The sequence below is a fragment of the Bacillus sp. FSL R7-0672 genome, assembly GCF_038601465.1.
GTDB classification, from domain to species: domain Bacteria; phylum Bacillota; class Bacilli; order Bacillales; family Bacillaceae; genus Bacillus; species Bacillus pumilus.
Map to the genome: position 1 here is coordinate 1,748,902 of NZ_CP152010.1, position 14,403 is coordinate 1,763,304.

Consider the following 14,403-nt stretch of genomic DNA (forward strand, 5'->3'; position numbering starts at 1 on the left):
CATATTTAGTGAAATCATGTCATGTAGCTGAAGGTGATTGGGGGTGTAGAATGAGCAAAGTTCCTGTTGCGGAATTGGCATCACTATTAAATGACTGGAACATGGAAATCAAAAAAGATCATGCAGATGAGGCAGAACGGCTATTTGCTAAAGCGAAACAAGCAGTAGAGGAAATTGACGATGCGGACATCCTTATGTACTATTCTCTTCTTGAAAAGAGGCATCACATTCTCATGTACAATTTAAGAGGTCAAAAGGGCAGTGTTTCAACGAAAAGTATAGAAGGTCTTCACGGGAAAAAAGAGGATGACTTATCTAACCGCCTTGCCTATTATTTCGATTTTTATGAGGGTGTGTATGAGCAGCATCAAGGGAATTACGAGGTTGCATTGCAAATGTATCAAAGTGCTGAAAAGCTCTTAGATAAAATTCCAAGTGAGATAGAACGAGCTGATTTTGATTTTAAGGTGGCTTGGCTTTACTATCGTCTTAGTCATATTATGCTCTCATTAAGCTATATTCGCAAAGCCCTCCACGTCTATAAACGTCACAAACAGTATGAAAGAAGAACGGCACTTTCATACTCACTCGTTGCAGCGAATCTAACAGAGATCGGCCGGTACGAAGAGGCTCTTGAGAATTATCGTCTGGCGGAAGAGGTTTTGACAAGCGAGCAGGATGATTTTATGCTTGCTCAACATCACCACAATGTGGCTATTTTATATTCATTTTGGAACAAACCGAAAGAATCAATACGTCATCTTGAAAAAGCGCTGTCCCATCAAGAGTATTATGATTCAGATTTCTTTTTCCATTCTACGTATCTGATCAGCCGGGAACTCTGTGTGATTGGTGAAAAGCAGCGTGCAAGCCAATATATAGAGGCTGCATATGCCAAAATAAAAGATGCTTCTCATGAAGTGTTTCAGCTCAAAATAGGCATCGTACATGATCTTTACTTAACGAATGCGCCACAAAGATTTCAGCAAGTTGATGAGAAATTAAGAAAGTTAGAAGAGAAGAATGAATATCATGAAGTAAAAGAGCTTTCACATTTTGCGGCAAAATATTGTGAAAAGCAAGCACTTTTTGAGAAGTCTGTTTTTTACTTGAACAAAAGTTTAGAAGCGGATTTACATATGAAAAGAATGGGGTTGATTTAAGATGAAAACAGGATTAAAAGTATTATTCGTTGTAGGTTTAGCTATCGCTGCGTCTGTTCTAACTCAAAACGTTGCGGGTTCATTCGAAGTAGCAGAAAAAATCATTGGTGGTTAATCACTAATCCATATCTCGCCCTTGTTGATGATCGTCAGCAAGGGTTTTTTGTTTAAATAGGCTCTTCTTATTAAACGCTACAAGAGCGTTTAATAAGAAGAATTCGCAACAAAGGGGGTGTGCAAATTTGTTACCTGCCCCATTATTCTAAATAAACATAGGGCAGAGCAACAAGTTAAAAAGGTCACCTTTCTTTGCTTAATTTAATTTTTTGCAGGACTTTTCATTCAAATTTTATCAGATTGGTCTATTGTACATAGAATTGAAAGAAAAAGTGTGAACACCGCTCCGTTTGTCATACATATGATGAGATGAAGTGTATCTAGAAGGTAGGTGATTGTATGGATCCACGGGTGTATGGAGGCTTTCACGGCGGCGGTTTTAGTGGAGGAGCAGTGGGCCCTCATATCGGCTTTGGCGGGTATTATGTGAGCCCTGGTGTGTTCTCTGGTTTAGGCGGTTTCCCTGGATACGGTGGATTCGGGACTTTTTCTGGATATCCGTATGGCTCCACGTTCATTATGGGGCGTCCTCCTGGTTTTTATGTAAGAAGTTATTAGTGTTTCATTACAGTGATTGAAATAGCCATCTAACGATTGGCTATTTCAATTGATGAAAGTGCTTAAATGCAGCAGTTATCACAATGACTCCCAGGATAGAGATAGGCAGCCAAATGATGATAAACGGATCGTATGCATCAGTGTATGCCGCTAAAGCAGCACCTAGGCAGTAAAAGACAATAGAGCCTATTCGCATGAAACTGACATGCTGAATGGGAGCTTTTCTTTTTTCCCGATGTGAAATGCGCTGAGCCAAATCCTCAAATAGGTTGGCGAGTGTATTCGTTAGAACCGTTGTGGAAATGCCAGCCACATTTAATTTGCGGGCGGCCGCTGTCTGTAGGCCCATGGCCATACTTAAAAGGATAATCAGCATAAAATAAGCACCTTGTGTATAAGGGAAAATGGTCATGAGAGCAAATAGAAGCAGTATCAGGACTTCTATGATAAAGATACGTGTAACGGCTTTTGGCCAAAACGTTTTCTCATTCTTTCCGCCTATCACAACAGCAAGTAAAACCCCTAAAACAAATCCACTCAGTGCGGTGATGGAATGAAGGGCCGTAAGCTGCAAGGAGCTTCCTGCTGCAATGCCAAGCAGCACAATATTACCTGTCATATTGGCTGTAAATACATGCCCTAAGCTCAAATAGCCAATCACATCCACAATACCTGCTGCAAGGCACAAGAAAATAAGTGCTATATTTCGAAATGAAAGTGCGGTCAAAATGGTCATCCCTTTCTTACTCTCTAATGAGTAAGTGTAACGCTTAATGACCGCGTATGTCCATCTTATGTGCCGGGATAATGTCCTCAAGCCGGTGCAAAACTTGTCTGAAAGTGTCATCATTTACAAGGTGCCTCATGCGGCGGAATGGATCGCCTTTTTCCTTTAGACGCTCTATCACAGCTGGCATGGTAAACAAAGAAGGATGAAGTCCATCTTGATGGAGTTCGTCCCATTCAAGCGGTGTCGCTACAAGTCCAAGCTCATTTCCTCTTGGTGAATAGGGCGCAATGATTGTTTTTCCAGCATCGTGCTGAATATAGTCTAAATACAAGCGATTGCCGCGTTTTTTCTTAAGACGTTCCAGAGTAAATAGCTCAGGGGCTTGTTCACATAAAAATTGGCATATAAACGCGGTAAATGTTCTCGTTTCTTCGTATGTGAAGGCATTTTTCTTTAATGGAATATACACTTGCAGTCCTTTACCACCGCTTGTTTTAATAAAGGCTGTGAGAAAGAGGCCGTCTAAAAGCGTTTTGATTCGCTTGGCAGCTTCTATCGCTAGATGAAACTCGTTAACAGACGGCGGGTCTAAATCAAAGACGATTTCGACCGGCCGGTTCGTATCCCTTGTTTCAAAGGGAATATGAAATTCCATTGCAAGCTGGTTGCCGAGCCAAAGAAGCGTCTGAGGGTCATTACAGACAGTGTATGAAATATCATCAGCTTGATCGGTCAACACATAATCTGGCGCATAATCAGGTGTCGATTTTTGATAAAAGAATTCATCCCCGGCGGCGCCATGAGGGAACCGAATTAAAGTCAGCCTTCTTTCACGTAAAAAGGGCAAGAGATAGGGAGCGGCTTGTCTCAAATAAAGTATGTAATCTGCCTTGTTCAGATGAAGAGCTGGCACAATCGGTTTTTCAGGATGAGTGATGTCAATCACAGCAGGGAGCGGATATAGCTGTTTGAGCATTTGCTGAAACGTACACGTCGCTGGATCAGTATCTAGTAAAAAGGAAGAAAAACGCGGCTCTCTTAAGGCGGATCCATCAAAGGAGATACAAGCAATGCTCGCGACGATAGAAGGTGGGATTTCATATCCTGATGTCCCTGTTTGATTGCCTTTTGTTTGAAAGAGCGTACGCAGCATTTGTTCTTCTTCTTTAGAAAATCCATGCTTGAATTGGACAACCTCGGTGAGATGATGACCTTGATAAATACAGCCTTGGAAGTAGCCATTTTCTTTATCAAAACGAGTCACTATGACAGAGATATATCGCCAGTTTTTGATTTTCAACCATTCTTTTGACCGGGTATTGTCGTGCCATTTACTCGTCCTTTTTTTCGCAACGAGTCCTTCTGCTAAATACGTCGTCATCAGCTTTTTCATATGTTCAGGATTTGTGTCTGTATGAATGAGTTGAAGAAGGGAAGGGTGCTCAAGCTGAACAGATGGCGGAAGTTTTGCTGCTTTGAAAACTTGCTGTAACTGTTTTTTCCTTTCCATCAACGGCAAATCAATTAGAGATTGCCCTTTGCATCTTAATAGATCAAATGCGATCAAATGACATGGAAACCGCTCAGCCTGCAGCTTTATAGCCTCTTTGTTTTTCAGCCTGCCTCTTTGCTGAACCCTCGCAAAATCGCTTTGCTGTTCATCCAGTAAAAAGACCAATTCCCCGTCAAACGTCAGAGGTAAAAAAAGAGCAAACTGATCCCTTAATTGTTCGCACTGTTCAATCACCTCAGGAAACTGTTCGTTTAATCGTTTTCCGGCTCTGCTTTCTAAATGAATTTTGTTTTGATCCCACGTCAGAATGACTCGAAAGCCGTCATATTTTAATTCATACACCCAGTCTGCACCGGTAGGAACATCATGTGCAGCCGTTAATCGCATAGGTTTCATTTGTGCATGTCACTTCCTCATATGATGTGTTCTTAGAGTGGGATGAAATTTTCATTCACATACATAAGTCTAACGAAAACATTGCATAGTAAGGAGAAAAGAACGGAGGCGACGCGATGCATACAGTTTGGAAAGGCGGCATTAGCTTTGGACTAGTCAATATTCCAGTGAAGCTGTTTACCGCTACAGAGAACAAAGATATTAAGTTAAGACAGCTGCATAAAGAGTGTCACACGCCCATTAACTATAAAAAGGTTTGTGCCAACTGCGGGGAAGAGGTGGCACCAGAACAAATTGTAAAAGCGTACGAGTATGCAAAAAATAAATTCATTGAATTAGACGAGGAAGAGCTTGAAAAACTGCGAAAAGAAAATGAAGAAAAAGCCGTGGAAATCATTGATTTTGTGAAAATAGAAGAGATTGATCCAATCTATTATGAAAGAAGTTACTTTTTATCACCAGATACCGGCGGAGCGAAGGCTTATTCATTATTAAGAAAAGCTTTAGAGGAATCGGGGAAAATTGGTGTGGCAAAGATTATGATTCGCTCAAAGGAGCAATTAGCAATTGTTAGGTGCTATGAACATATTTTGCTGATGGAAACCATTCATTTCCCTGATGAAATTAGACAGGTATCAGATGTACCGAATATCCCCCAAGAGGAAAACATTGTGAAAAAGGAGTTAGATACAGCGCTTCTTTTAATCGAGCAATTAACCACAACTTTTGATCCAGCTGCCTATCAGGATGAATACAGAGAACAGCTGATGAATTTAATTGGAGATAAAATATCTGGAGAACATACAGTTCAGCCAGAAACGACAGGTAAAAAAGATCCTGCATCCAATGTGACCGATTTAATGGCGGCTCTTCAGGCTTCAATCGACCGATCAAAACCAGCCAAAGCGAAAAAGGCAGCACCTAAAAAAAGAAAAGCACCAGCTAAAAAAGAAAAGAATGCATAAGAAAAGACCGCTTTCGAGCGGGCTCTTTCTTCTTTTCAGCGTGATAGAAAACCTTTGAAGTCTAGGAAGAACGAGCACCGGAGCGCAGACCTGACAACGAATGCGAGGGTTTGCCTACACGCTGAGACTGCTTACGGGCGATCTTATTGCGGTTTTAACACGTCCTGAATGTTCCCATCTTTTCTATGGATAACAACAGAAGTCCCTTTATTAGATGCAATCTCCTTTGCCCGGTCAATTGCTTCTTGTTTCGTTTCTTTGATCTCACTTACTCGTTTTGCTTTCTCTGTTTGAACCGCCCAGCCTTTTTCATGTTTGACGACATGCTGCGCATGATCCATGAGCTCTGGTCTTGCGGAGCTGCTGTCTTTAGATGGCGTGACAGAACCATGAGCTGAGAAATTCTCGATCTCTTTCTCCGTTGCGTTCTTTTTCCATTCTTTCGCTTGACTGATCGCAATTGGGATGGCTCTACTTTCGTCATAGCCTTCCTGTATCATTTTGTTCGCAATCTCAAGCGCTTTTTTTCGAATGATGTGATCTAACGATTGAAATGAAGCCGGATAATCATTCATCGTCCAAGGCATAAAAAACGCTCCTTTCTTTTATTTGAACACCTTCCCCCATCTGCAATGGATCAAACATCTCATTCTTCTCAAACCAATGAAGGGGATAAAATACATCGTTTTGCTGAGGTGTAATTTCATTAAATCCCGCAGAATAGAAGGTAGAAAAGGAGTGATTTTGATGATGATAAAAGGTTTGTATGAAGCCCATTTACCTGTGAGTGACTTGAAGGCGTCTATTGCGTTTTATGAAAAATTGGAATTGACACTTGCTCACGAAAATGAACGAGTTGCTTTTTTATGGATTGAGAAAGGTAAGAGCTGGCTTGGCTTGTGGAAAGTAGATATCAATGACTTCCCGTACCATCCTTCGACCCGGCACGTTGCTTTTCAAATTACAACGTCTAGTATCGAACAAATCAAGGATTGGCTGGTTGAAAAAGGCATCGGCATTCACCCAATGTTCGGCTTTTCAGAAGAGAAGCAGCCTTTAGTTCTAGATAACCCGCCGCAATTTCATGCAGCGATCTATTTTCTTGACCCAGATGGAAATCTGCTTGAATGCATTGCACCGCTAGAGCTTGATACAGGAGAAGACTACGATATCATGACATATGAGGACTGGGATCGAAAGAAAAATCCGTTTATTGATTGACAAAACCACTCATTGTAACTATATTGATTACAACGGTGGTGAAAGATTGTGAAACAAATTAGCAGCAGGTATCCGATTGCTGTTCATATTTTGTCATTTATTGCAGGTGTTCAAAAAGAGTGTACAGGGGATTTTATTGCAGAAAGTGTGAATTCAAATCCAGCCATTGTTCGAAAAATGATGGCAATGCTCAAACGGGCGGGTCTCATTGAGATACGCCGCGGAGTAGGCGGTGCTTATTTAAAAATACCGGCAGAGGACATCACGCTGTTAGATGTGTACCGCGCTGTCGATGTAAGCGAGGATGAAGAATTGTTTAACTTCCATCAGCCAGTCATCGCATGTCCGATTGGTCAAGCGATGGATACAAGACTGAGAAGTGAACTAAAAGAAGCTCAAGCGGCGCTTGAAAATCACCTCAAACAAGTGACCATCCAGCAATTGTTGACAGAGTCAGAATAAAAGAAGCTCAGGCTGAACTTGGGCTTTTTTTACACCAATTGTTGTAATCGAAATGGTTATAACGAATAAACGGATACGTAAAGGTGTACCAAAACATCACCGTGAATCACAAAATGAGGAGGTCAAACATTATGAAGTTATTAGTAACAGGCGCAACAGGACAGCTTGGATCGCTCATCGTCCAGCATTTACTTAAAAAGGTACCAGCTGAACAAATTGCGGTGAGTGTTCGAAATCCGCAAAAGGCAGCACATTTGAAGGAAGCTGGGGTGGATGTACGCCACGGAGACTTTACTCAGCCAGACACCCTTAAGGCAGCCTTTCAAGGCATTGACCGCCTTTTGATCATTTCAACTGCGGATGGTGACCGCGTGCAGCAACATACGGCTGCCATCCAAGCGGCGAAAGCAGCTGGTGTATCTTTTATTGCTTATACTAGCGTTGTGAATGCAAGAGAGAGTCAGCTTGTCCTTGCACATGACCACGCAAAAACTGAAGAAGCCATTGTGGCCTCTGGCATTCCTCATGTGTTTCTAAGAAACAATTGGTATGTAGAAAATGAAAAAGATACGATACTAGCAGCCGTTAGCGGCGCACCATATTTAAGTCCAATTGGTGATGGCAAGGTTGGCTGGGCAACAAGAAATGACTACGCAGAAGCGGCCGCAAATGCGTTAACACTTTCTAAACATGACAAGGAGAAATATGAACTGTCAGGACCTCTTCGGACGCATACTGAACTTGCTCGCATTGTCAGTGAAGTGAGCGGAAAAGAGATCAAAGTGGAGCAAATTGATGTCGACACATTTGGGGAATTTTTAGCTTCTAATGGTGTACCAAAAGAAGCTGTGCCATTTGTCAAAGCCATTCAAAGCGGAATTCGCGATGATGCCTTAGCCATTGAAAGCGATGATTTCAAAACCTTATTAGGCCGCCCCTTAACACCTATCAAAGAAAAAATTCGTGAAATGATTTCAAAATAAATTTTCTCAAACGTCCTATCAAAAGGGCGTTTTTTCATTCAATCTACACGAGCACTTCATTGAAATTTCAGGAAGTTGGGGACTAAAATGGAATTTAGGCTTATTATTTGTTTATTCTTCCTGTTTAATTGAGAAAGTGTACCCTAGCATAGGGAAGCTAATAATAAGGGTTAGATTTTCAATAAGTTCTTATGGAAAATGGACGTATATAATGGCTATCACTCTTTCTTAACATATGCAACCTTTTTAAACCTACATAAGCAGGTGATGAAATGTTACGAAAAGCCTCACTTTCTTATTTTATTGCAAGCATTATTACAATAATAGTCATTTTGATTGAAGTTGGTATCCGTTCAGCAGTTGTTTCTCCATTTGTTCTACTTGATTCGAATAAAGATAACAATCCAAAAGTATTAATCTCTCATTCTCTTTATCAGGGTGGCTTTTTATTAACCTATCAAGATGGTCACTCCAAAGATCGTTCAGAAGCAGCCTTTCAATTGGGGGGAAATCAAATACATTTCACGGAGATTCCATCTAGGGATGGAATTAGCACAATTGAAACTGACAAATTAATGAAAGATAAGGCAACAGTTTTTCTAAGAAGAGGTTTTGTATCTATTCATGATGATAAAATCAAGATGGAACAGGTATCGCAAAATCCTTTTTTTTCTAAATATAATCTAACGAATTTAACAGAAACTACCAAGGTCAAAACAGGTTTTAAGCATAATACCACATATATTATATTAATTACCTTAATGGGGATTCTTTTTCCAGCTATGTTATTTTTATTTTTTAATCTTCATGAATCTATGAAAAACCTATTCACATTATTTATCCCCTTTGTTTTAGCCATTTTTCTTCCCTTGGGATTAAATTATTATTTCTTAATGGGATATGTGCTATCAATAACAGGCTCTTATGTATTAAGCATTATTCTCTCTATACTTGTACCTAGTTTCCTGTCAATTTTATTGACAGCTTATTCATTTGAGTATACTACAAAAGATACGCCTGAAGATTTAGAAGAAAATGAAGGCGCGTCAGGAAATTCGTTCTTAATGAATGTTAGGGAGCAAGTTGTTTTGTTTGGTGCTGCCACATTATCTTTGCTATATTTCGGATCATATTTATTACTTCCTTTGTCATTTCAAGCGAAGATCATGGATAACCTTTTTCTATTTTGTGGCTGGTACTTCGCCCTAATCATATTATTTATTTTTGGTTACTCAATCATTCAAAAAATAATAAACAAATATGAACTTTTAAATACGGAAGCATTCATGAATATTCGCAAGGATATTGAGAATAAGACAAACCAAAAGGTAAATATTTGGGTGAAAAAAGACTCTCAACAGGATGTGAATGCCTGGATATATTCTTTTAAACTTCCATTTAAAAGAAGAGTCGATGTGTATGTGACAGAAGGGTTGTTAGATAAGTTTGAAAAAGATGAAATTCGTGCCATCTTATACCATGAAATGGGGCATGCGAAGTTAAAACATGCGCATTATACCATGTTTCTAACTTTGATCGTAACATTATTTATGGGCATCAGTATGTATTATGCTAGACAGGTTATGCTTGCTAACGGATGGTGGCAATATGTTCTTATTTTCCCAATAGGAATAATTCTCATGGTTTTCATAACGGAATGGCTGCCAAAGAAAATCAGCCGGTTGTTTGAAATTCAAGCTGATAACTTTGCTATTTCCCATCTTGAGAATAAAACACTGTATCTCAATACTTTGATTAAATTAAGCAATCTTATTGAAGAAGAAGATGGAGATTATGGAAGAAAGTCTGAATGGCGTGAAAGTCACCCCTCTTTCGAAAAAAGAATTGAGAACATAAATAAAAATTAGGCCACCTCACACCTATCAAAGAAAAAATTCGTGAAATGATTTCAAAATAAACATATGAAAACGTCCTATCAAAAGGGCGTTTTTTTCATTCATCCACACGAGCCATAATGTCCAAATTTAGACAAATCACTTCGTTGAAATTTCAGAAATTTGGGATTAAAATGAAAATAAGCCTGTTATTTCGTCATCAGATGACCAAATTGATAAATCAAATTGCAGCAAAGAAAGGAAGTTCGCCGATGAAAGTCCATTTATTCGTTACCTGTTTAATCGACACCATCCAGCCAAATGTAGGAAAGGCCACAGTGGAAGTATTAGAAAGGCTCGGTGTAGAAGTGGAATTTCCAGAGGCACAAGTGTGCTGCGGACAGCCAGCCTTTAACAGCGGCTATGCAAAAGAAACCATTAAAGCAGCAAAAAACATGATCAAAGCCTTTGAATCAGCTGAATATGTCGTGACGCCGTCAGGTTCTTGTAAGGCGATGTTTTTAGAATATCCTCAACTTTTAAAAGAAGATCCAGTGTGGTCAGCAAAAGCTGAGGCACTTGCTGAGAAAACATATGAATTAACAGAGTTTATTGTTGATATATTACACGTCACAGATGTAGGGGCGAGCCTGAAAGGAAACGTAACCTATCACACATCCTGTCATATGACGAGACTGCTGCGAATTAAGGAAGCCCCTTTCACACTGTTGTCAAATGTCAAAGATTTGACGATGACACCATTGCCGCGCGCAGAAAATTGCTGCGGATTTGGAGGAACCTTTTCAATAAAAATGACACCTATTTCTGAACAAATGGTCGATGAGAAAGTCCAAAGCATAGAGGAGACAGACGCCGAATACATCATTGGTGCTGACTGCGGCTGCCTGCTCAATATTGGCGGGAGACTGAATCGTCTTGATAAACCCATTCAAGTGATGCATATCGCAGAGGTATTAAATAGCCGCTGACTTTAAGAGGGGGAACGGCACATGAGTATGAAAATTGGAGAGAAGGCCTTTAAAGAACGAATCGGGGAAGGATTAGAAGATACGGTCATGAGAGGGGCTGTTTCCTCAGCGCAGGAACGCCTGTATGAAAGGCGGCTATCTGCGAGCGAAGAGCTTGGCAACTGGGAAAAGTGGCGAGAACTTGGCGAGGAAATCAGGCAGCATACGCTGAAGCATCTCGATGACTACTTATACCAACTAAGTGAAAGCGTTAGTGCACGCGGGGGACATGTCTTTTTTGCAAAAACAAAGGAAGAAGCATCGGCGTATATTCAACATGTGGCACAGAAAAAGGCGGCCAAAAAGATCGTTAAATCAAAATCAATGGTCACAGAAGAAATTGAAATGAATCAAGCGCTTGAAGAGATCGGCTGTGACGTGGTGGAAAGCGATCTTGGTGAGTATATTCTGCAAGTAAATGATCATGAACCTCCTTCACATATTGTGGCACCTGCTCTTCATATGACGAAAGAACAAATACGAGAAGTCTTTCACGAAAAGCTCGGATATGAGATGTCAGAGACACCTGAAGATATGACGAGTTTTGTGAGAGCCATCTTACGTGAAAAGTTCCTCGAAGCAGATATTGGTGTCACCGGTTGTAATTTTGCTGTCGCCAATACAGGTTCCATTTGCCTTGTGACAAATGAAGGGAATGCCGATCTTGTTACGGCTATACCGAAGACACATATCGCCGTTATGGGCATGGAACGGATTGTTCCAACGATGGAGGAACTAGATGTCCTCGTTGGTCTTTTGTGCAGAAGTGCAGTCGGTCAGAAATTAACGAGTTATATTTCTGTCGTCGGACCAAAAGGAGAAGAAGTGGATGGACCAGAAGAATTTCACTTGGTCATTGTGGACAACGGGCGGTCCAATATATTAGGTACTGCCTTTCAGCCTGTTCTCCAATGTATCCGGTGCGCAGCCTGCATCAATGTGTGCCCAGTTTACCGGCATGTGGGCGGACATTCATACGGATCGATTTACCCGGGGCCAATTGGTGCTGTTTTATCGCCGCTTCTTGGCGGCTATGATGACTACCAAGAGCTCCCCTTTGCATCTAGTCTTTGCGCGGCCTGCACAGATGCTTGTCCAGTAAAGATCCCGCTTCACGAGTTATTAATAAAACATCGACAAGTCATCGTTGAAAAAGAGGGGAGAGCGCCTAAAGCTGAAATGATGGCGATGAAAATGTTCGGAATGGGCGCATCGACTCCCGGGATGTATCAATTCGGAACAAAAGCAGCTCCTGTATTGATGAATCGTATGGCTTCAAACGGACAGATTTCAAAAGGAATAGGTCCTTTAAAGAATTGGACAGATATTCGTGACCTGCCAGCTCCAAGTAAAGAAAGATTCAGGGATTGGTTTAAAAAGAGACAGAAGGAGGAGCAGTGATGAAGGGAACCATTTCTCACCGAGAGTCGTTTTTAGCTCATATCCGTAAGCAATTAGGGAAGGATTCCTCCCCGTCTGCATCTATTCAGCGTCCAGCTTGGAAGCATCAAGTTCAGTGGGAAACAAACGGACTTTTGTCTAAAGAAGAACTAGTCGAGCAACTGAAGAAGCAATGTCAACGAATTCACACAAGAGTGGTCGAAACAACACCACAGGAAGCGCCCTCTGTATTACGATCATTGATGACAGAGTATGGAGAGGGTTCTGTGATGACATCGGGCGATCATCGTTTTGAACAATATGGATTTTATCCGATGTTTGACAGCTTGCAGCACGAAGGATTCGCAGTCACCAGCTGGAATGCTGAGGCTTCAAGGGAAGAAAATATCAGGCTGGCAGAACAAGCGGCGTATTCGGTTGTATTCAGTGATTACACTTTAGCAGAATCAGGGACAGTTGTCCTTTCATCCCATCAGGGCCAAGGAAGAGCGCTCCATTTTTTACCGATGATGTATATCGTGTGTATCGAAAAAAGCACGGTGGTTCCGCGGATGATTCAAGCTGTTTCGGCTCTTAATCGCTCGGTAGAAGAGGGAGAGCAGGCGAAAGGTGCGATTCATTTCATATCAGGTCCGAGTAACTCTGCGGATATTGAGATGAATTTAGTGGTAGGTGTTCATGGTCCAGTTCGGGCCGTTTATCTATTGATAGATGATGAGTAGGGCTTTCGAGATGAAAGCCTTTTTTCATGCAAAAAAGCTCACACAAGTTTTAAAATCATCTTGCCTCTAGCGGATTGGACATAGTAAGATGACGACATACAAGATGAACTTCTCATCTACTGCTGATGTAAAGGAAGCTGCTTATGGACATGAAGTCAACTGCTCAAAAGAAATCAATTGCACTACCGCTTGTGATTTCAATTATTGCCATTTCGTTTTCTGCTATTATTGTGAAATGGTCAAATGCACCTGCTGCTATTTTAAGCATGTATCGAATGATCTTTGCCGCGGTTTTTATGCTGCCGTTTATTCTGCCTCGAAAAAAAGAATTTCTCTCGATTCAGCGAAGAGACTGGTTTTTCTTATGTATGTCAGGTTTCTTTTTAGGACTCCATTTTGTGTTGTGGTTTGGCTCACTAAAGCTGACGACTGTGGCAAGCTCTACTATTATCATCGCTCTTCAGCCGATGGTCTCCTTATTAGGCGGCTTTCTCATTTTCCGTGAACGAACGACGCTGCCTGCACTTTTGACGATGTGTGCCGCAATTGTTGGTGCACTTATGATTGGGTGGGGAGACATAGGTCATAGCCAGGAAGCCATCCTAGGAGACATTTTATCCTTTTTAAGTATAATAGCGGTTGTTTGTTATTTATTAATAGGTCAACAGGCTGTCAGAAAGATATCTCATTGGATTTATAGTTTTTGTGTGTTTGGTTTTGCCGGTCTTTTTTTAATTTTATTCAATTGGATTCAGCAAACTCCTTTTACAGGCTATCCAGGTAAAGAGTGGGGAATCTTTTTATTGCTTGCGATCATCCCCACCATGTCTCATGTTATTAATAATTGGCTTTTAACCTATGTCAATGCCACAACCATTTCAATGAGTATCCTTGGCGAACCTGTTGGAGCCACGATTCTTGCTGTATGGCTGCTTGGAGAAAAAGTCACGCTGCTCCAAATGTGTGGCGGTTTTCTTGTCCTTTTAGGCGTCTTTTTCTTTTTGATGCAGCAGCGTCAAAGAATTGTGATGAAACAAAAAAAATCCGGTTAAATTCCGGATTTTTACTCTTTTAAATCGTTTTTTTCAATCACTTTGTTCAATCTTTCCTCAACCTTCTTCAATTCCATTCGTTTTCTTCTGATCATTCGAAAAGCAATGACAAAGATCGTCACGATAGCAGCAATGAATAGAAGAGAGAACACTTGAAATAGAAGATCACCCATGTTAAATGCCATATTCTCCCCATTAGGCATACGTAAAACCTCCCTTTCTATCTATATATTACCATAATCGATAAAAGATTGAGA

General features: G+C 40.8%; 15 protein-coding genes. 11 read left to right on the forward strand and 4 right to left on the reverse strand.

Annotated features, from left to right (window positions below):
• Window positions 1–50 precede the first annotated feature (50 nt).
• Entirely contained in the window at window positions 51–1,163 is a 1,113-nt protein-coding gene (locus MKY18_RS08645; RefSeq protein ID WP_065097344.1) for a tetratricopeptide repeat protein, read from the forward strand.
• Window positions 1,164–1,619: 456 nt separating this feature from the next.
• Window positions 1,620–1,838, forward strand: coding sequence for a hypothetical protein (locus tag MKY18_RS08650; RefSeq protein WP_044141425.1), 219 nt, complete (start codon window positions 1,620–1,622; stop codon window positions 1,836–1,838).
• A gap of 40 nt (window positions 1,839–1,878) precedes the next feature.
• Here MKY18_RS08650 and MKY18_RS08655 read toward each other — a convergent pair whose 3' ends face one another.
• Window positions 1,879–2,574: a YoaK family protein gene (locus MKY18_RS08655; RefSeq protein ID WP_065097345.1), complete on the reverse strand. Its 696-nt coding sequence runs from the start codon at window positions 2,572–2,574 to the stop codon at window positions 1,879–1,881.
• A gap of 34 nt (window positions 2,575–2,608) precedes the next feature.
• A complete protein-coding gene (locus tag MKY18_RS08660) occupies window positions 2,609–4,477 on the reverse strand; it encodes a DNA ligase D (protein WP_106067603.1) in 1,869 nt (622 codons plus the stop codon).
• 116 nt (window positions 4,478–4,593) lie between these two features.
• On the opposite strand from MKY18_RS08660, the gene MKY18_RS08665 reads away from it, so the two are divergent.
• A complete protein-coding gene (locus MKY18_RS08665; RefSeq protein WP_003211891.1) occupies window positions 4,594–5,442 on the forward strand; it encodes a Ku protein in 849 nt (282 codons plus the stop codon).
• Window positions 5,443–5,585: 143 nt separating this feature from the next.
• Here the strand turns inward: MKY18_RS08665 and MKY18_RS08670 are convergent, their stop codons facing one another.
• Window positions 5,586–6,029: a DUF2188 domain-containing protein gene (locus MKY18_RS08670; protein WP_044141422.1), complete on the reverse strand. Its 444-nt coding sequence runs from the start codon at window positions 6,027–6,029 to the stop codon at window positions 5,586–5,588.
• A 160-nt stretch (window positions 6,030–6,189) separates the two neighbouring features.
• Here MKY18_RS08670 and MKY18_RS08675 point away from each other — a divergent pair, with 160 nt between their 5' ends.
• From MKY18_RS08675 to MKY18_RS08710, 8 genes are all read left to right on the forward strand, one after another.
• Window positions 6,190–6,663, forward strand: a complete 474-nt coding sequence (locus MKY18_RS08675) for a VOC family protein (RefSeq protein ID WP_081277103.1) — start codon at window positions 6,190–6,192, stop codon at window positions 6,661–6,663.
• A 48-nt stretch (window positions 6,664–6,711) separates the two neighbouring features.
• Entirely contained in the window at window positions 6,712–7,125 is a 414-nt protein-coding gene (locus tag MKY18_RS08680; protein ID WP_065097348.1) for an Rrf2 family transcriptional regulator, read from the forward strand.
• Between the two features lie 131 nt (window positions 7,126–7,256).
• On the forward strand, window positions 7,257–8,108 hold the full coding sequence (locus MKY18_RS08685; protein WP_065097349.1) for an SDR family oxidoreductase: 852 nt from the start codon (window positions 7,257–7,259) through the stop codon (window positions 8,106–8,108).
• Window positions 8,109–8,380: 272 nt separating this feature from the next.
• Window positions 8,381–9,976 carry a M48 family metalloprotease gene (locus tag MKY18_RS08690; RefSeq protein WP_065097350.1) on the forward strand — a complete coding sequence of 532 codons (1,596 nt, stop codon included), beginning with the start codon at window positions 8,381–8,383 and terminating at the stop codon, window positions 9,974–9,976.
• 239 nt (window positions 9,977–10,215) lie between these two features.
• Entirely contained in the window at window positions 10,216–10,932 is a 717-nt protein-coding gene (locus MKY18_RS08695) for a (Fe-S)-binding protein (protein ID WP_065097351.1), read from the forward strand.
• Window positions 10,933–10,953: 21 nt separating this feature from the next.
• Window positions 10,954–12,372, forward strand: a complete 1,419-nt coding sequence (locus MKY18_RS08700; RefSeq protein ID WP_065097352.1) for a LutB/LldF family L-lactate oxidation iron-sulfur protein — start codon at window positions 10,954–10,956, stop codon at window positions 12,370–12,372.
• Window positions 12,372–13,094, forward strand: a complete 723-nt coding sequence (locus tag MKY18_RS08705) for a lactate utilization protein C (protein ID WP_065097353.1) — start codon at window positions 12,372–12,374, stop codon at window positions 13,092–13,094. The genes MKY18_RS08700 and MKY18_RS08705 overlap by 1 nt, the downstream gene beginning before the upstream one ends.
• A gap of 143 nt (window positions 13,095–13,237) precedes the next feature.
• Complete coding sequence (locus MKY18_RS08710) at window positions 13,238–14,146, forward strand: DMT family transporter (RefSeq protein WP_065097354.1); 909 nt, start codon at window positions 13,238–13,240, stop codon at window positions 14,144–14,146.
• 11 nt (window positions 14,147–14,157) lie between these two features.
• On the opposite strand, the gene MKY18_RS08715 is transcribed toward MKY18_RS08710, so the two are convergent.
• Window positions 14,158–14,349, reverse strand: coding sequence for a hypothetical protein (locus MKY18_RS08715; RefSeq protein WP_106067599.1), 192 nt, complete (start codon window positions 14,347–14,349; stop codon window positions 14,158–14,160).
• Between the last annotated feature and the right edge of the window lie 54 nt (window positions 14,350–14,403).

Bases quoted from the DNA above. Each gene is read 5' to 3' on its own strand.
- MKY18_RS08705 (WP_065097353.1), top strand. From the start codon at position 12,372: ATGAAGGGAACCATTTCTCACCGAGAGTCGTTTTTAGCTCATATCCGT.
- MKY18_RS08655 (WP_065097345.1), bottom strand. From the start codon at position 2,574: ATGACCATTTTGACCGCACTTTCATTTCGAAATATAGCACTTATTTTC.
- MKY18_RS08660 (WP_106067603.1), bottom strand. From the start codon at position 4,477: ATGAAACCTATGCGATTAACGGCTGCACATGATGTTCCTACCGGTGCA.
- MKY18_RS08645 (WP_065097344.1), top strand. From the start codon at position 51: ATGAGCAAAGTTCCTGTTGCGGAATTGGCATCACTATTAAATGACTGG.
- MKY18_RS08670 (WP_044141422.1), bottom strand. From the start codon at position 6,029: ATGCCTTGGACGATGAATGATTATCCGGCTTCATTTCAATCGTTAGAT.
- MKY18_RS08650 (WP_044141425.1), top strand. From the start codon at position 1,620: ATGGATCCACGGGTGTATGGAGGCTTTCACGGCGGCGGTTTTAGTGGA.
- MKY18_RS08710 (WP_065097354.1), top strand. From the start codon at position 13,238: ATGGACATGAAGTCAACTGCTCAAAAGAAATCAATTGCACTACCGCTT.
- MKY18_RS08665 (WP_003211891.1), top strand. From the start codon at position 4,594: ATGCATACAGTTTGGAAAGGCGGCATTAGCTTTGGACTAGTCAATATT.
- MKY18_RS08685 (WP_065097349.1), top strand. From the start codon at position 7,257: ATGAAGTTATTAGTAACAGGCGCAACAGGACAGCTTGGATCGCTCATC.
- MKY18_RS08715 (WP_106067599.1), bottom strand. From the start codon at position 14,349: ATGCCTAATGGGGAGAATATGGCATTTAACATGGGTGATCTTCTATTT.
- MKY18_RS08675 (WP_081277103.1), top strand. From the start codon at position 6,190: ATGATGATAAAAGGTTTGTATGAAGCCCATTTACCTGTGAGTGACTTG.
- MKY18_RS08690 (WP_065097350.1), top strand. From the start codon at position 8,381: ATGTTACGAAAAGCCTCACTTTCTTATTTTATTGCAAGCATTATTACA.
- MKY18_RS08695 (WP_065097351.1), top strand. From the start codon at position 10,216: ATGAAAGTCCATTTATTCGTTACCTGTTTAATCGACACCATCCAGCCA.
- MKY18_RS08700 (WP_065097352.1), top strand. From the start codon at position 10,954: ATGAGTATGAAAATTGGAGAGAAGGCCTTTAAAGAACGAATCGGGGAA.